Origin of the sequence: Shewanella seohaensis (assembly GCF_023283775.1) — a bacterium.
GTDB classification, from domain to species: domain Bacteria; phylum Pseudomonadota; class Gammaproteobacteria; order Enterobacterales; family Shewanellaceae; genus Shewanella; species Shewanella seohaensis.
The window spans coordinates 284,522-301,483 of record NZ_JAKILE010000005.1 but is presented as its reverse complement, the minus strand read 5'-3'; the positions used below and the strand labels follow the sequence as shown (position 1 = coordinate 301,483).

General features: G+C 50.8%; 15 protein-coding genes, 1 pseudogene and 1 riboswitch. Of the genes and pseudogenes, 2 read left to right on the top strand and 14 right to left on the bottom strand.

All coding sequences use genetic code 11. The features are described from left to right. Window positions 1-103 precede the first annotated feature (103 nt). Window positions 104-991: a LysR family transcriptional regulator gene (locus L2713_RS08430; RefSeq protein ID WP_011718228.1), complete on the bottom strand. Its 888-nt coding sequence runs from the start codon at window positions 989-991 to the stop codon at window positions 104-106. Between the two features lie 94 nt (window positions 992-1,085). Between L2713_RS08430 and L2713_RS08425 the strand changes: the two genes are divergently transcribed. Continuing rightward, window positions 1,086-1,238 (top strand): hypothetical protein, encoded by a 153-nt coding sequence (locus L2713_RS08425; RefSeq protein ID WP_011627178.1) that lies wholly within the window; start codon window positions 1,086-1,088, stop codon window positions 1,236-1,238. A 249-nt stretch (window positions 1,239-1,487) separates the two neighbouring features. Here L2713_RS08425 and napB read toward each other — a convergent pair whose 3' ends face one another. The 13 genes and pseudogenes from napB to L2713_RS08360 form a co-directional block, all read right to left on the bottom strand. After that, complete coding sequence (gene napB, locus L2713_RS08420; RefSeq protein ID WP_248967585.1) at window positions 1,488-1,919, bottom strand: nitrate reductase cytochrome c-type subunit NapB; 432 nt, start codon at window positions 1,917-1,919, stop codon at window positions 1,488-1,490. Then, a complete protein-coding gene (gene napH, locus L2713_RS08415) occupies window positions 1,916-2,899 on the bottom strand; it encodes a quinol dehydrogenase ferredoxin subunit NapH (protein ID WP_248967584.1) in 984 nt (327 codons plus the stop codon). The genes napB and napH overlap by 4 nt, the downstream gene beginning before the upstream one ends. Further along, on the bottom strand, window positions 2,896-3,630 hold the full coding sequence (napG, locus tag L2713_RS08410) for a ferredoxin-type protein NapG (RefSeq protein ID WP_248967583.1): 735 nt from the start codon (window positions 3,628-3,630) through the stop codon (window positions 2,896-2,898). Before napG ends, napH begins: the two co-directional genes overlap by 4 nt. Window positions 3,631-3,682: 52 nt before the next feature. Further along, on the bottom strand, window positions 3,683-6,163 hold the full coding sequence (gene napA, locus L2713_RS08405; RefSeq protein WP_248967582.1) for a nitrate reductase catalytic subunit NapA: 2,481 nt from the start codon (window positions 6,161-6,163) through the stop codon (window positions 3,683-3,685). Then, window positions 6,160-6,429, bottom strand: coding sequence for a chaperone NapD (locus tag L2713_RS08400; protein WP_011718223.1), 270 nt, complete (start codon window positions 6,427-6,429; stop codon window positions 6,160-6,162). The genes napA and L2713_RS08400 overlap by 4 nt, the downstream gene beginning before the upstream one ends. Window positions 6,430-6,670: 241 nt before the next feature. Further along, window positions 6,671-8,296, bottom strand: coding sequence for a DUF7305 domain-containing protein (locus L2713_RS08395; protein ID WP_248967581.1), 1,626 nt, complete (start codon window positions 8,294-8,296; stop codon window positions 6,671-6,673). A gap of 15 nt (window positions 8,297-8,311) precedes the next feature. After that, window positions 8,312-8,854 (bottom strand): PilW family protein, encoded by a 543-nt coding sequence (locus L2713_RS08390; protein WP_248967580.1) that lies wholly within the window; start codon window positions 8,852-8,854, stop codon window positions 8,312-8,314. A gap of 2 nt (window positions 8,855-8,856) precedes the next feature. Beyond that, window positions 8,857-9,264, bottom strand: coding sequence for a type IV pilus modification PilV family protein (locus L2713_RS08385; RefSeq protein ID WP_248967579.1), 408 nt, complete (start codon window positions 9,262-9,264; stop codon window positions 8,857-8,859). Beyond that, window positions 9,255-9,689 (bottom strand): GspH/FimT family pseudopilin, encoded by a 435-nt coding sequence (locus L2713_RS08380; protein WP_248967578.1) that lies wholly within the window; start codon window positions 9,687-9,689, stop codon window positions 9,255-9,257. Before L2713_RS08380 ends, L2713_RS08385 begins: the two co-directional genes overlap by 10 nt. Before the next feature lies 1 nt (window position 9,690). Continuing rightward, window positions 9,691-10,062, bottom strand: a complete 372-nt coding sequence (locus L2713_RS08375; RefSeq protein WP_248967577.1) for a type IV pilin protein — start codon at window positions 10,060-10,062, stop codon at window positions 9,691-9,693. Between the two features lie 232 nt (window positions 10,063-10,294). After that, a complete protein-coding gene (locus tag L2713_RS08370) occupies window positions 10,295-11,545 on the bottom strand; it encodes a lipocalin-like domain-containing protein (protein ID WP_248967576.1) in 1,251 nt (416 codons plus the stop codon). Further along, a complete protein-coding gene (locus L2713_RS08365) occupies window positions 11,542-14,205 on the bottom strand; it encodes an ABC transporter permease (protein WP_248967575.1) in 2,664 nt (887 codons plus the stop codon). The genes L2713_RS08370 and L2713_RS08365 overlap by 4 nt, the downstream gene beginning before the upstream one ends. A 154-nt stretch (window positions 14,206-14,359) precedes the next feature. Next, a pseudogene (locus tag L2713_RS08360) lies at window positions 14,360-14,881 on the bottom strand (ABC transporter ATP-binding protein); the annotation flags it as partial. 368 nt (window positions 14,882-15,249) lie between these two features. After that, window positions 15,250-15,375: riboswitch (glycine riboswitch) on the top strand. 151 nt (window positions 15,376-15,526) lie between these two features. On the opposite strand from L2713_RS08360, the gene L2713_RS08355 reads away from it, so the two are divergent. Continuing rightward, window positions 15,527-16,885 (top strand): alanine/glycine:cation symporter family protein, encoded by a 1,359-nt coding sequence (locus L2713_RS08355; RefSeq protein WP_248967573.1) that lies wholly within the window; start codon window positions 15,527-15,529, stop codon window positions 16,883-16,885. The last annotated feature ends 77 nt before the right edge of the window (window positions 16,886-16,962 follow it).

Sequence of the window (16,962 nt, the reverse complement as noted above, 5' to 3'; positions counted from 1 at the left end):
AGCCAAGGCTTACAGCGGTTTTTTTATGGGTGAAATTTAAGGTAAAACAGTATGAGTGGTGCAGCCTAAGGCTTAGTCCAAGCCCAAGCCTTGGAGGAGCTGTTTAACGCAGTGCTTTCTGTTTACTCAGCTCCAGTAACGCATTGGCCGCAGGGGTTAAAGGTAGATTTTGCCGCCAAATGAGGGCTAAATCCCAGGTCATAGCCGGTTGCATAGGTCTAAATACTAGCTTGCTGGTGCTGAGTTTTTGGCAAATAGGTTCGGGTAAAATCGCTAGGCCCATATCGGCCTCGACCATGGCGGCGAGAAAATCCCATTGGCCGCTTCGAAACGCGATATTGAGTTGCACTCCCGCCTTACGACTCAGGCGATTTATTAGCTTCGCCAACGAAAAATCTTCGTTATAGAGAATAAAGGGATAGGGCTCAAAATCCTGCCAGCTGAGGTGAGATTGACTGGCGAGCGGATGCCCATCGGGCAAACAAGCGAGCAGGGGATACTTGGTGAGCGGTTGATTCACCAGCTCTGTCTCATGGGTGGTTGGCAGCGCAGTAAAGGCGATGTCTAAGCTGTTATTCAGCAGCGCCTGTTCACAACCAAACCCGCCGTATTCATACATTTGCAGCTCAACGCCGGGATAACGTTTTCGGTAACTGGTCAGTAGTCCGATAATTAAACTGCTCATCATAGGGCAGACGCCTAATCTTAATCGTCCCGTTTTTAGTCCGCTTAAGTTACTCATATCCTCCTGCAATCTATGCCATTGTCCGAGTATTTCCCGCGCGCTGTGTTCAAACAGCTGCCCTGCTTGGGTCAGCTCGACCTTTTGATTGTTACGGATAAGCAGCGTCTCGCCTAAACTCTCTTCGAGCCTTTGGATGATCTTGCTGAGCGTAGGCTGGGTGATAAAGCATTTTTCCGCGGCACGGGTGAAGTTTTCCGTTTCGACTAAGGTCAGAAAACATTGCAAGGTCTTGATTGGGATATTCATGCTTAAATGGAATCCATGGTATGGCGTTAATTCATTTTACTGATGATGGCCTAAGTATTACTTTGAGCTCGTTAACAGAACAGGGGAATAACCAATGAAATCCACATCAAGTTTATGGGTCGGTGCTTTGTGGCAGGCAGCTATGCCTGAAGCAAAGAATGTGCAAACAGCTAAAGCGGTGCAAACTAGATTAACGGCTCCAGCGGGTGATTTGCATAAAGCAAAACAACAAGTAAACCCAGCCTAGGCTGGGTTTTTACTTTTTAATCGTTTCGTGTTCTCATCCCACCCGTTTTCTTTCCCTGCTCTCCTATCTCATTGCATGCTTGTTTAACGCTCTGTATTTCATTCTCTGCGTTTTAATCTTCAGTCTTAGCTGCGCTCCTAACACAGTACTTTGAACACTATGCGGGCAAAGCTTAGCGCTGAGATTTTATTGCGGAAAATAAAAAGCCACTGGGTTAGCAGTGGCTTTTGTGGGCAGGGAAGTGCTGTGTTATTGATTTGAGAACTTGTTCTCGACTAAAGGCGCCTTGTTTTCTGCCTGTGCAACGTGGCACTGGGTGCAGAAATAGTTATGGCCATTGAGCGTGCCTTTATCGTCGATTACGTGGGACTTCGCCACTGGCGTGGCCTTCATCCGTGGGGCTTTATCCCAGCTGTGACAAGTTAAACAGCCATTTTTATCCATAGTGATTTTGTAATCATCCTTATGGGGAATGAGTGGCGGTTGGTCGGTAAAGCTGCGATCTAACGCCTTGCCACGGCTTGGGTAGACGGGCATGGCATCGGCTGGGCGAATATCCGTTACCGCGCTATCGCCGGCGAGGGATTTGATGTTTACGGGTGTGGCTTGAGAGTCTGCCTGTTGGCCTGAGCAGCCGCCGATGGCTAATACAATCGCAGCTAAGGTGAGTATTTTTTTCATTGGTCATTCTCCGCCTTGGGGGCAATGTGTTGACGAATTGGTGAAGTGGTTGATGGCGACTGACAATCGGTCGAATCGCCTTTACTAAGTTGAGCCTGAGTGGCCGTAAAGCGTGTTTGATAGCGAAATACGCGTTGTGCGCAGACGTCGATACAGCGGCCGCATTGGGTGCAGTCTGGGCTAGTGATCACCGGGTTTTGCCCTTTTAACGCTGGCTTTAATACTTGGCGTTCAGGGCAAACGGCAAAGCAATCCATGCAGTTATCACAGGCACTGGCTTTGCTGGCAACGATTTTGATGGGGCTCCATTTGCCGATTAAGCCAAACAGGGCGCCTGTTGGACAAAGGTGGCCACACCAAGCGCGTTCGGCGATAAACAGATCCAGCAGAAATATCGCCGCTAAGATCCATAAACCACTGAGACTGCCAAATAGCACGTCGCGATAGACTAAGGGTACTGGGTTAACCCATTCCCAAATCAAGTTGCCTGTGAGCAGTGGCAATAACAGCACGAGTGCCAGCAGGTAATAACGTAAATTGCGTGGTAACTCGCTGCTGCGAGGAAGGTTTAGTTTACGTCTGAGCCAGCTTGCAGCATCGGTAACCAGATTGACTGGACACACCCAACTGCAAAACACCCGGCCACCGGCGAGGGCATAAAACAGTATGATCAAAGCTGCGCCTACCAGTAGACTAAGCTCGGGAATATGCCCGCTAATGAGCATTTGTAAGCTCACGAGTGGATCGGCCAAGGGAATGGTATCGAGCAGTAAACTGGCCGATAAATTACCCTTAAATAGCCAAATTCCCAGTAATGGCCCAAGTGCAAATAAGCCTAATAAGCCGAATTGCACCGCGCGGCGTAGTAGCAAATATTTGTGTGCGCCAAACCAACCGAGTTCTGCAATGGCTGCGGCATGCTCGCCTTGCATGCGGGCTTTTGAGTTCATGGTCTGGTTATTCATAGACTTGTTACTCATAGCGTTAGCCCCTTATTCAACATCTCTAAGGTGGTTTCCTCGGTGTTGATATAAGTGTCATGCGCCGCCGCTTTACCGAGCGCCAGAGCGGTCGGTAACACCTTAATCGCGGCCGTGTCGAGCACGCAGGCATGCTCGCATTTACCGCAACCCGTGCAGGTATCGCTGTTGACTGTGGGTAAAAACATGGCGTGGTGATCGCTATGTTGATTGCGTTGGCGTTCTAAGGTGATGGCATTGTCGATTAACGGACAAACCCGATAACAGACGTCACAACGTAATCCCTTAAAGTTAAGGCAGTTTTTCTCATCTATCAGTACCGCAACACCCATCTTAGCATCGCTAATTTGCTCAAGTTGAGGATCAAGCGCGCCCGAAGGGCAGGCTTTAATGCAGGGAATATCCTCACACATTTCGCAGGGAATGCGTCTTGCGGTAAAGAATGGCGTGCCAGTGGCGGCGCCATCAAACCAACGTGCCAGCGATAGGGTGTCGTAGGGGCAGGCCTCGACACACAAACCGCAACGCACACAGGCGGAGAGAAAATCGCTTTCTTCAAGGGCGCCCGGCGGTCTGCAAGCTTGGGGGGCGAGTTGGCCTTGGCTTTTTGCCGTGGCCGTCAAGCCTAATCCCACGAGCCCCATCAAGCAGCCAGCCTTAGCCGTCGTTGCCAAAAACTGGCGACGGTTGACTTGCTTGACTGTGAATGGACTCTTCACTTGCTGACTCACCTTAGTACTCCTTAATCGCTTTCAAATACGCTTATTGCTATCAAATGAGGGCTTAGGCCTTCATCACTTTTACGGGACACTTCTTAAAGTCAGTTTCTTTTGACAGTGGATCGGTCGCATCCAGAATCAACTTGTTAACTAACTGACGCGCATCGAAGAAGGGCATAAACACCACGCCGCGTGGCGGTTTGTTACGACCTTTGGTTTCGACACGGGTTTTGACCTCACCACGGGGGGATGCGACTAGCACTTCATCACCACGTTGTAGACCACGGGCCTTAGCGTCTTCAGGATGCATAAAGATTTGTGCATCTGGGTAAGCGCGGTATAGCTCAGGTACACGGGCGGTCATCGAACCTGTATGCCAGTGTTCGAGTACACGGCCGGTAGACATCCACAGATCGTATTCTTCATTTGGTTCTTCTGCCGCAGGCTCGTAGGGCAGGGCGAAAATCACCGCTTTGCCATCGGGTTTACCGTAGAACTTGTAGCCTTCACCTGCCTTCACATAAGGATCGCTACCTTCAACGAAGCGGCGCAGGGTTTCTTTACCCTCAACCACTGGCCAGCGTAGGCCGCGGGTTTCGTGGTAACGGTCGAAGTCGGCTAAGTCATGGCCATGGCCGCGACCGAAGGCGGCGTATTCTTCGAAAATGCCTTTTTGCAGATAGAAGCCAAAGTGCGCGCTTTCATCGTTTAAGTCGCTCTTACAATCTGTGGTTGGGAACTTGTTGATGACGCCGTTGGCAAACAGCACTTCATAAAGCGTTTTGTCAGCGTATTCAGGCTGTTTAGCGACAAGCTCAGCGGGCCACACTTCAGACACTTTAAAGCGTTTTGAGAACTCGACTAATTGCCACAGATCCGACTTGGCCCCTTCTGGCGCTTTGACCTGTTGATGCCACATATGGGTGCGGCGCTCGGCGTTACCGTAGGCACCTTCTTTCTCAACCCACATGGCGGTGGGCAGAATTAAGTCGGCGGCCATGGCGGTGACGGTTGGGTATGGATCGGAGACCACGATAAAGTTTTCTGGGTTACGGAAACCGGGGTAGATTTCATCGTTGATATTCGGACCCGCCTGCATATTGTTGGTACACATGGTCCAATAGCAGTTGAGTTTACCGTCTTTGAGCATGCGGCTTTGCAGCACGGCATGGAAGCCGGGTTTTGGCGGAATGGTGCCCTCTGGTACCTGCCACACTTTTTCTGTGATGGCGCGGTGTTTATCGTTGGCCACTTCCATATCCGCAGGTAAGCGGTGGGCGAAGGTGCCGACTTCACGGGCAGTACCACAGGCCGAAGGTTGACCCGTTAATGAGAATGGGCTGTTGCCTGGGGTAGCGATTTTACCTGTGAGTAAGTGGATGTTGTAGAGCATGTTGTTTGCCCACACGCCACGAACGTGCTGGTTGATCCCCATGGTCCACAGACTCATGACTTTGACCTTAGGATCGGCATAGGCCTTAGCTAAGGTTTCTAATTTTTCAGGCTCTACACCACTCATTTTCGCCGCATATTCCAGCGTATAAGTGCTGACGAACTTAGCGTATTCTTCGAAGCTGATAGGGCTAGACTTACCATTGCCTGGGTTTTTGGCTTTCTTCTCTAACGGATGATCTGGACGCAGACCATAACCGATATCATCCACACCAAGGGCAAACTTAGTATGTTTAGTCACAAAGTCGGTATTCACGGCTTTGTGTTGGATGATGTAGTTAGCGATAAAGTTGAGGATCACTAAGTCTGACTGTGGACGGAACACCATAGGGTTGTCCGCTAAGTCGAAACTGCGGTTCTCGAAGGTGGATAGCACATGTACGCGGCAGTCTTTGTGGCTTAAACGACGGTCGGATAAGCGTGCCCACAGGATCGGGTGCATCTCTGCCATGTTAGCGCCCCAGAGCACAAATTGGTCGGCGGCTTCTAAGTCATCGTAACAACCCATCGGCTCGTCGATGCCGAAGGTACGCATAAAGCCACCTACGGCCGATGCCATGCAGTGGCGGGCGTTAGGGTCGATATTGTTGGTTAAGAATCCGGCCTTATGTAATTTAGAGGCGGCATAACCTTCCCAAATGGTCCACTGGCCCGAGCCGAACATACCGACTGAGGTTGGCCCCTTAGTGGCGATGCTGTTTTTCCACTTAGCGGCCATAGTATCGAAGGCGACATCCCAGCTAACTGGGGTAAACTCGCCTTCTTTGTGGTATTTGCCGTCTTTCATCCGCAGCAGCGGCGTGGTTAATCTGTCCTTGCCGTACATGATTTTCGACAGGAAGTAACCCTTAATACAGTTCAAACCACGGTTAACTGGGCTTTCGGGATCGCCCTTAGTCGCGACGACTTTACCGGCTTTGGTACCGACTAATACGCTACAACCCACACCGCAAAAACGGCAGGGGGCTTTATCCCACTTAATGCTATCTGATTCGGCGGCTTCGACCATTTTCACGGGAAGCGTGACGCCAACGGCCGTGGCAGCGGCAACCGCTGCGTTAGCCTTGAGAAACTCGCGGCGGCTAATGCTCATAGTGTTTCCTCACTCTCTTGTTCTAAGGGTTCTACTTGGTGGTAAATCAAACTGGCGGATAACACGCCGGACAGGGCGTTGATGGCTTCAACATTGTCGAGAATGGCTTTTTGGCTATTGCCTTCGAGGGTAATAACGAACTTGCCCTCGGGGGAAATGGCGTGGATATCGCAGCCCTTTAATGCGGCAATATCGGCCTCAACCTGTTGTAAGGCATAAGGGGCGGCATGTACCACAAGACTGGTGACATGGTATTCCTGACTCATAGCGGTACCTTTATCTTGAGATTCATTCAGTTGTTTTCGATAAACATCGCGACAACTCAATGTGGATAACTGTGAGTCTAGACCTGATAAAAAATGTGGGTATACCTCGCAAGAGGTATTGGCGGGGATAGTCGATCGGGATCAAAGTTTTGCGCGTGATCTAACTCTCAGTTTGAAATTTATACAATCCCTATCCCTTTGGAGAGGGAGTCTGCGAGTAAGTTAAACGTGGGCATTAGCTCTATAAATATTGCCATTGCTTGAGCAGGATGACTGCGGGATTAGCATTACCTTCGCCTAAGTCGGCAGCGCCTAAGGCATTGTCATAATGGATTTTTCCATTTCCGGTCGCTGTGATGGATTTGCCCCTCACCGAGCCGAAAATCTCTGGGCCGCCGGGGAGATTAACCTTAGATTTGGGGGCGTAGAGCGCGGCATAAATCGGCACATTACCGCTGACGGTGACATCCTTATCCGAGCCAGAAAAAATAGACAGTGGCGGCTTGTTGCTGTCGGTCAGGGTTTGTCCCTTAATGTTGTTACCGTTGTTTGTCCCCGCCGTAAAGGCGACTTCACCGCCCACAAACAGTGTAAGGCTAGAGCCCGGGGCAATATTTAGCTGATTCGAGCCACTCATTTTAAAGTCACCATTGACTATCAGGGTGACATCGCCGCCACTGATATTGAGCACGCCATCGGCGCTCATGACTAAGCTGTCGAGGTTAAATACCGGGGTGTCACTGCCGAAGATGTTTTCTGACGTGGGAGTAAGGCTCGGGAAATAATCGCCTTTCCAGCCGAGTTCGGTCTTACTCGACCCCGATGGCGTGATAGTGACATTGGCGTTGGAGTCAATCCTGCGCGCGCCGTTATTTGGCATCTTAAAGCCGCCCATCACAGCGCCAATATCCAATGGATCGCAGGATTTTGTCGGCACGGGCGGCACATTAGGGCGCGCGTTGACTAGGTTGCCAATCTGGCTGTCTTGATGAAAGTTGCCGTCGCCACCATATTGCAGTGTGCCATTCACTTGGGCTTTGGGCGCCGTGGCGGCATTATTATTGGCTTTGACCGAACCTTCCACCGTGCCGCTATTGGCCAAGTTAAAGTTATTGCCCGCCGCGACATTCCCGCCTATGGTCCCTGTGCCTAGGGTGACATCATTATTGGCTTGAATGCTGCCGTGGATATCCGACGAGCCAGTGAGGGTGACGCTGCCCGTGGCGCTAACATCGCCGTAAATTGGTGCGTTGCCCGTGAGCGTAATATTGGCATTGGGCTCAATGGTCGTGACATTGCCTTTGCCATGTTGATTAAGCTCACTGCCACCTTGGCCATTACTGATGCTATCGCCATAGGCGCCTTTACGGGAATCGTAGCCATCGATGCTACTGCTGCCAGTTAAATTCAAGCTTTCGCAGGACACAATCGCATCATTGAAAGTCGTATTTCCGTGACTGCCCTGCAGTGTGAACTGGGCGTTGAGTTTGGCCTCACCCTCTAAATGATTGCCACGACTGTCGAGGCTAAGATCGGCCCCGGCGATTTGGCCGTTTTCGAGGGCATAGCTGCTGCCTTCGAGACTGCCATCGGCTTCGGCGGGGAGTTGTTCATAAAGGGTTTGCAGGCCTTGATTGGGCGCACGCTGCAGCTGAGTCTTGAGTTGGTTGTAACTCTCGTGCATTCCCTGTTCGGCTAACAACTGTGCATTGACCTGTTTTTGAAAGTTACCGCTCAGTCGCTCTTGCACTAGATTATCCCTGAGCGACGTGACCACCAGCAAACTCGCTAACAAACTGAAGACTAAGACGATAAGCAGTACCGCGCCATGTTCCTTATTGCCTAGAGCAGGTCTTAGATTATCCATTATGGCTTCCTTGCTTTATGGGTTCTGTTGGCTGTTGAGGGCTTGTTGCCATAGAGGTTTACGCAGGGCGATATCGAGCTGGATCCCTTGGTCATATTGCGCGGGGAGTTTTTCGGGCTTGAGTACTACAGTCACCAGTTCTCCATTCAGTGCAAAACGGGTCGATTCTAGCCCTGTGAGTAACACCTGAGCGCCATCGCCGTCGTCGCAGCTCAGATTGGGGGCGTCAAAACGGTAGGTTTCGTTGTAATCGCTGGTTTTGCTGGTTCCTAGGCAAGTTAAACTCGGTTGGGCTGGGGATGCTGCAACTGCCAGCACTAACTCATTCGCGCTGAGGGATACGATATTTGATGCACGTTTGACGCTCTTGCTGAGGCTAAGGGTGGCGTATCTCAGCGCATCGGCAGCGTTTTCGAGGCGTTTACTTTCTTCAACCGTGGCCTTGAGCGGGGCGAAAAAGTTGACCACGGCCAGCATAATAATCAGCCCAAGCACCATAGCGATCATCAGCTCAGATAAGCTAAAGCCCGCTTGCTGTTTTTTCGCGCTTAAGGACATAGCTACACCTGACATAAGTGCGGAAAGCTGGCGTTGAGGCTCACACTGTTATTGTCCTCAATGCGGCCGTCCTGCCAAGTCACAGTGATGGGCATAGTGTCTTGATAAGTGTTCGGTAGTACTAAGGTGTAACCGCTGGGCATATCTTGGCTGAGGCTGGCCCTAAAATTGACATCCTCAAAGCGTGCGGGTTGGCGCTGAATATCGCAGATCTTCGGCCAGATCCTTTCAATGGCATTCTGCGCTTGAATGGTGGCGACCGTATACTGGAAGCTATTGGTCGCATGCTGCAATGAAGATAGCTGAGCTTTGCCGAGCGCCAGTAGCGAAGTGACCGAAACCACTAATGAAATCAGCACTTCGGTCATGGTAAAGCCTTGTTGTTTATCACTCAGTGTGACTATGCGCATGCCGCCTCCTGTAAATAACTTTGCCCGCTTGGCAATATGCATAGATTGAGCGTTTCGCCTTGGGTGTTTTCGAGGCTCATCTGGGTTTTAGTGGTGTTGCCTGTTGCATTGATATTGAGGGTGTTAAAGCCATCGATGCTGACGCCGCGGTTAGATGGGCTAAAGACCTTAAGTTGTTCCTGATTGCTGATAACCAGCCAGCGTCCATCTTCTGTCGCTTCCAGTGTCACGGGCTGATTGCGCTTGATGGCTTCGCCACGGGCGAATTTATAACTGGAGATCAGTTCATTCGCCGTGCTGGTGAGGCTTTCTCTGGCGATCAAATCCCGATAGGAAGGAAGGGCGATGCTTGCCAAGATGCCTATGATGGCAATAGCGACCAGTAATTCGACTAAGGTGAACCCTGCTTTAGTCTGACTTGCCATCTTAGTGGGTCCAGCAATGGGTTGCGGGGGCGCGTACACCTTTATGGTCGAGGCTTAAGGTGCCGCAGGAGTCCGATTGACGACTGGTGGGGACGGCCTTGAGGCTAAAACCTAATTTATCCGCCGTAGGCGTGTAGCTGAAACTGTAATAGGTACTATTGGTTAAACTCTGCGAAGCGGGATACAGGCCGTTGCGGGAATAATGGCGCTCTAGCGCTTGGGCGCTACTGACGAGATATTGCTGCGCATCGAAGCGTCGGCCTTGTTTTAAGTACTCATTAAACGAAGGAATCGCAATGGCGGCAAGAATGCCAATAATGGCGACGGCGATCATCAGTTCAATCAGGGTAAACCCTTTACGTAAAGCGCTCATCCACCCCTCCCTGTGTTATTGAACTGAATAGAATCGTCCGTGATTACGATGGCTATCTTGTTGTTTTGATTGTTTTGACAACGTTGTCATAATAATTTATTGGGATTTGCATCGAAATGCAATCACTGAGTGAAAATTCAACAGCATTTGCAATCGATAGTATGAGGATAATGCGTGTTAAGTCGCTGTTTTTGATATGGAGATCACATTAGAACTAAGTCTGTTGTGGAGATTAATAGCCCGTCAGCTCCATATAACCCGTGCCGCTATGGCTGCCTTTAAGCTCAATCGGGCCTTCCCAATAGGAGGTGGATAACGCCATGGCACTATTGGGATTTAAGGGAGAAATGCGGATGTCGATTTGCTCGCTTGGGATTTGCACTTGCCAGCGGATCGGGTATTTACCCGTGCTGGTGGTTTGCCACTCGAGTGGCGTCATTTTTATCCCATCGGGGGTGTCGCGGGAATTGATGTTGCGTCCGGTGCCATCGGCAAACATTCGTCTGGCGCTGTAAAAGGCCGATTGCGCTTTATCGGAGAATTGTTCCCTGAGCTGAAATAACATCAGCGCCGAACCATCATCTAACCTAAGAGCAAACCAATCCCAGCCCTGCTGGCTCTTATTTAAAAACTGCGAGCTCCATTCTCTATCTAGCCAGCCTTGGCCTGTGACTTTCTCGACGCGGTTTTCCACTTGGCCATTGATCTTGATATGGCGGGTGATTTCGCCATGAATTGTGATAAAGGGTTGGCTGTAGTAGTAAGAGGCGACTTTGCCGTCGCGACTCTTAATGCTGTAACCCTTATCCCCTTGATATTGCAGTGGCGCTTGGCTGTTAAGCTCGAGTTGATAACTAAAGTCGTCGGTTGCAACGCTCAAGGTTGCAGGGAATAACTCATTCGATTGACTGCGCCATTGCCAGTTATCGAGGCGAATTTGGTAGGGATCAGCGCTCACATCCGCCAGTGACGGATGCGCCCGCGACCATTTTTCATGGGCGAGGTGATAAGTACTGGAGGTGAGTGCGCTGTGGGCAAAATAAAGCTGCTCCGTCGCCCAAGTGGACTTAGGCGTCGCTCCCTCGTTTTGCGGTCCAGTGTGCTTAGGTTTTAGTGCTACCCTAAATTGCGTCCATTGGGCGCCAAGTTGCTCCCCATTCTCAGTGGTTAAATTGGCGGTGAGATACCACCATTCTTGACGAAAATCCTGATGGGCGAGGTGATCTTGAGGAAATTGAAAGTGGTTTCCTGGCGTCACCTTGGCAAAGCTTTGGCTATCAGCGCTTGCTTGCCCCAGTATAGTCCCCATGGATTGAGGCTCGGTCGTTGAAGGCGCGTTATCGCAGCCGCTTATTGTCGCAAGCAGTAAGCCACCTATGACACTCTTCAAAATAAAGCCTGAGCTTGTGCCGATCTTAAATCGCGTGGCAGACGCTAATGGATTAAGGTGCCAAGCCTTGGTTTGAGGTACGCATGCGCTCATAGGGTTTCCTGCTGCAAACTGGCAATTAAGGGCCTGCGGGTTTGCCAGTAAAGCGGTAAGAGTACGGCTAAGGTGCAGGTCACTAAGGCAATGAGGATGGCTTTTCCATAGGCATACCAATCCCAGATCATCTTGATTGTCCAGCCGAAGGCCTGCAGGGTGATTTTATCAATCAATAAATAGCCGAGCAGCGCGCCTGTGGGCATGGCCATCAGGCAAGTGATGACCACGACCAGCAGCATTTGGCTGAACACCATAGTCCGCAATTTGTTACGACTCACCCCGAGGGAATACAGCCTCGCCAATGGCGCTTGCCGAGATTGAGTTAACATCAAGCAGGCGCTAAATAGCCCTATGGCCGCCACCAGCAAAGTTAAGCTATTGAGCACCAAGGTGATTGAGAATGTACGTTTAAACATGGCAATGGCCTGAGCCTTGATCTTGGCTTGGCTGTAAATTTGCGCCTGCGCTAAACCCAATGTGACGGCCAATTGCCCTTGCAGGTCATCTAGCTCAGCCTCGCTGAGTTTGCGCTGAGTCGCTGTGATTTGCTCTTCTGGCTCGACAGAGTGAAAACTGGCCGCAAGGCTAATGGGTAACACGGGTAGCTGCGCCCGTTGCCATAGCTCATGGCTGATGATGAGCTCATTACGGGTATTGCCATGGTCGTAATAAATCCCCGCGATCACCACGGGATTATTGGCAGTTTTGTCCAGTACGTTTAACGCCAAACTATCGCCGAGTTGCAGCTGATACTTAATGGCCATGGGTTCGCTGACTAACACGTAGCGCCCTTCAAAGTAGGTTTGCCAGAGATCCGGCAAGCTTTCTTTGAGTGTGCTGGTGTGTTGAATCGATGCATCATCTCGGCTAATCAGGTTGACGGGAATCGTTTGTGCCGCCCCTTGGAGTGATACTTCGGCCTCCACTTGCCATTGCTGATATAGGCCACTCAGGCGAGGATCTTGGCTTAATTTATCGCGCACTTCGGCCATATGGTTGGCGCTGAGGCGCAGGTATAAATCGGCATGCAAGCGGGTTTCTAACCAGCTTCTTAAGGTTTGCTCGAAGCTACCGACCAAGGTGTTCATCGACACATTGGCGCTCAGTGCCAGCAGTATCGCCATCATGGCGAGGGACAGTGGCGCGATAAGCTCGCGGGTTTCGGCGAGGAGATATTGCTTAAGTCCGGGGCGAGTCAATGGCAGCAGCAAGCTAACGCCCCAATGCAATACTTGTGGTAATAACAATGGAATCGCAACGGCAACCATGCCCAACAATACCAAACTGGTGTTATAGCTTTGGCTGAAGGGCATGAGTATTGCGGCGAGCGTGAGCAGGCTGCAGGCTAAGATAAACTGCCTGCCATGGGTTTTGTTGTGGGCCTGCGTTTGTTGATAACGATTAGCGCCTTGGGCAAGGGATTGGCGGGTTAAGTCAAAATACAAGGGTAAACAGGCGGCTAGGGCGGCGACTAAGGTGAGGGTTATCGCTTCGGCCAACCAACGCCATTGCCAAATTCCTGGCAACAAGTGGGCGCCGTAGAGCTGCTCTAAGGTCATCGCGACCATAGGTTGCAACCAATGACTCAGCTGTAATCCTAAGATAAATCCCATTAGCGAGCCTAGCACCACCAACAGCAGCAACTCGCCAAGTAGGGCAAGCATGACTTCGCGCCGCGCTAAGCCCTGTTGCAGCAATTGGATTAATAGACGTTGGCGTTTCATCAGGCTATAACGCACACCGTTATAGGCAATAAACAGCCCGACCACAAAGGCTAACATGCTCATCGCATTGAGGTTTAAATGAAAACTGCGGGTAAGCGCCATCAAGGCTTGGCCTTGATCCTGTTGACTGTAACTGGCGCGAAGCGGCGTAATACCTAGGGTTTTGAGCCGCTGCTTTAAGGTGGGGAGCTTATCCCTGTCACTGAATAGGGCGATATAGCTGAGTTTACCTTGCATCCCGAGTAAGCTTTGGGCGAGGGAAATATCGGTCAGAATCGCACTGCCCAGCCCCCAGCTATCATCGATACTAATGACCTTAAGCTTGTCTGGTGCAAAAGACGCGGGCGCGAGGTCGAGTTGGCCATTGGGCGCGATTTTATTGGCAAGGCTCTGGCTCATTACTACTATCGGCTCACCACTCATTAACTCGGCGAGCGGCAGCGCTCCCATTGACATCCTTAGATTGGTTGCTTGCTTTGTGCTGGCGTTGTGCTTTTGCCCTTCTTTTGAGCTTAGGCTCGCCGTCAGCGCGGCGACGATATCGCTGCCTTCAATTTGCCAGAACTGACCGTTCAGGCCCGCCACTCTGCCACTGACAACCGCAAGGCTTTGGCTTATGTCCGCTTGGCGCAGGCTGAAATACACGGATTCGTCGAGGGTTTCTTGGCCAATGGGCGCGCTTAAGAGCACATCGGCTCGCTGGCTCAAGAGTTCCGTGGCCTCACTGTAGCTGCGAATAGCATTATCATTGGTGGCTTTAACCCCGATAAGCAAAGTCACTGCGAGGGCAAGGCCAATCAAAATGGCGCCCGCTTGCAGCGGCGCGTGGCGATAATGGGCGAGAAAGACCTTTAATACCCAATAGATCCGCAGCCATGGGCGGTTTCTGGTTTGGCTGTGATTTGCCTTAGGAGTTAATGCAGGGCTCATCATCTAGTTAACCGGAGATTGATACAGCGGCGTGGGAAAGATGCCAGCGTTTGTGCATAAAGGCGGCGCATTCTTCACTGTGGGTGACCATAAGTATGCTGGTTTGGCTTTCTTTGGCCAGTTCGCACAGCAGCGACATCACCTGTTTGCCCGATTCATCATCGAGGTTGCCCGTGGGTTCGTCGGCCAGCAGTAAACTCGGGTTGTGGGCTAAGGCTCTGGCGATAGCGACCCTTTGCTGTTGCCCGCCTGAAAGCGCTTCGACTTGCCGATTGAGCAATGAAGCCAGCCCCAATTTGTCGATGAGATAATCGCACCAAGGATTCCAACTGGCGCCATTGAGATTGAGTGAAAAACCTATGTTGTTTCTCACATTGAGCGGCGTCAGCAGATTAAATTGTTGAAACACGACGCCCAAATGGTTACGCCTGAACTCGCTCCAGTGTTTGTCTTGCCAATCTTGGGTGGATTGATGATTCAGCACTATCTGGCCGCTGTCTGGCGTTTCAAAGCCTGCGATCAAATTTAGCAGTGTGCTTTTACCGCTGCCGCTGGGGCCCGTGAGTGCGATGGTCTCACCGCGATGCAAGGTTAAATCGACGGCTTGTAATACGGTATGGCGCTGCTCTCCGTCGCGAAAACTTTTACTCACTTGGATAAGTTTGGCTACTTCTGACATTTATCCTTCCACTCTGGCAACATTTAGCCCGACTAAAGATAAAACATTTTATCTTCTGATAGATACTGCTATTTGGTCCTTAAGGTTCACTTTGCATGGATTCAGACTTAGGTTTTATGCTGTTTAAATTTTCTGCAATTGTGGTTTTAGAACCCCATTCTGTGAGCAAATGGGCTTGAGCTATTTTTGTGTTTGTTGCATGCTGTGCGCCCTGTTAAATCGATAGCGGACTATCGATTTAACAATCCGTTCGGATGAAGGTAGCAGGAGAGTGGGGAATTAACCCCACACCGACGAGGCAACTTTGTTTTGGGATCTTTCCCGATACAAAGCACTCTTTCAGGTGCCGCAAGGCGTGGACTGTTACTGGACGAGCCTCTGGAGAGACTACCGATTGCGTTAAGTCGCGATAATAGGTGGCGCCGAAGGCGAAAGTAGGTGCGTCGATGGATGCATTCTGCGAAACGCTCAGGCAAAAGGACAGAGGAGAGGATGACTGCACGGTCCCTGTCGTTTGTCTTTTGGACTCTTTCCCTGCCTTTATTGGCTGGGTGATAGTCTTTCTTTAGGCTGGCAGCGGTGTGTCACAGCCATTTCTTTTCCTCCTCCTTTATTAATTTAGTTGTTTAATAATTGAGGAATATCATGAGTTTTCAAGCTTTACTCAGCAGCCTGAACGGTATCGTTTGGGGACCCGTTACCCTGTGTTTACTCGTGGGTACGGGCATTTATCTCACCTTGCGTTTGCGGCTTATCCAAGTGTTTCGTCTGCCAATGGCACTCGGCCTATTGTTTAAACCTGCCAAAGGGCATGGGGATTTATCTTCCTTCGCCGCTTTGTGCACGGCACTCTCCGCCACCATCGGTACGGGCAACATTGTCGGGGTGGCAACCGCGATTAAGATGGGCGGCCCAGGGGCATTATTTTGGATGTGGCTGGCGGCCTTCTTTGGCATGGCGACCAAATATGCCGAATGTATGTTGGCGGTAAAATACCGCACTACCGATGCGCGCGGACAAATTGCGGGCGGCCCTATGTATTACATCGAGCGGGGTTTGGGCATGCATTGGATGGCAAAATTGTTTGCCCTGTTTGGTGTAGGAGTGGCGTTTTTCGGGATTGGTACTTTCGCCCAAGTGAATGCGATTAGCGATGCCTTGACCATTGCCTTTGAGGTGCCCACTTGGGCCACGGCATCGGTGCTCACCTTGTTAGTTGCGGCGGTGACCTTAGGTGGGGTGAAGCGTATTTCCAACGTGGCGCAAAAGTTAGTGCCAGCGATGTCGATTGGTTATGTGCTGGCTTGTGTATGGATTTTAGTGAGTTTTGCCGAATCGATTTTACCCGCCTTGCAATTAGTGGTGGAGTCGGCCTTTACGCCTGTCTCGGCGGCGGGGGGATTCTTAGGTGCGACCGTGGCGCAGGCTATTCAAATGGGGATTGCCCGCGGGGTGTTTTCTAACGAATCTGGCCTCGGAAGCGCGCCAATTGCTGCCGCGGCAGCGAAAACCAATGAGCCGGTCGAGCAGGGCTTAGTCAGCATGACGGGCACCTTTTTCGATACCATCATCATTTGCACTATGACAGGGCTGGTACTGATTATTACCGGGGTCTGGAGCGGTGATACTGCAGGTGCTGCCATGACGAGCGCGGCCTTCAGCCTAGGCGGCTCGGCGGTCGTTGGTCAGTATTTAGTGACCATCGCCTTAGTCTGCTTTGCGTTTACCACAATTTTAGGCTGGCACTATTATGGCGAGCGCTGCTGGTATTACTTAGTGGGCGAACGTGGGCTGCGAGCTTACCAAGTGCTATTTTTAGGTTTGATTGCCGTGGGGGCTTTTATCAAGCTGGATGTGATCTGGTTATTGGCCGATACGGTAAACGGTTTAATGGCGATACCTAACTTGATTGCGATTATTGGGTTAAGGCACGTCATTATTGCTGAAACCCAAAGCTATTTTGTTCGGACATTCTCAAACCGTACATTAGACCCAATTTATTAATGTTGTGAAAACAACATATTACTTCACATTATTTTAACTTTGAGATTGTCGCCGCAAAGTTCTTCGTTTACTTTAAT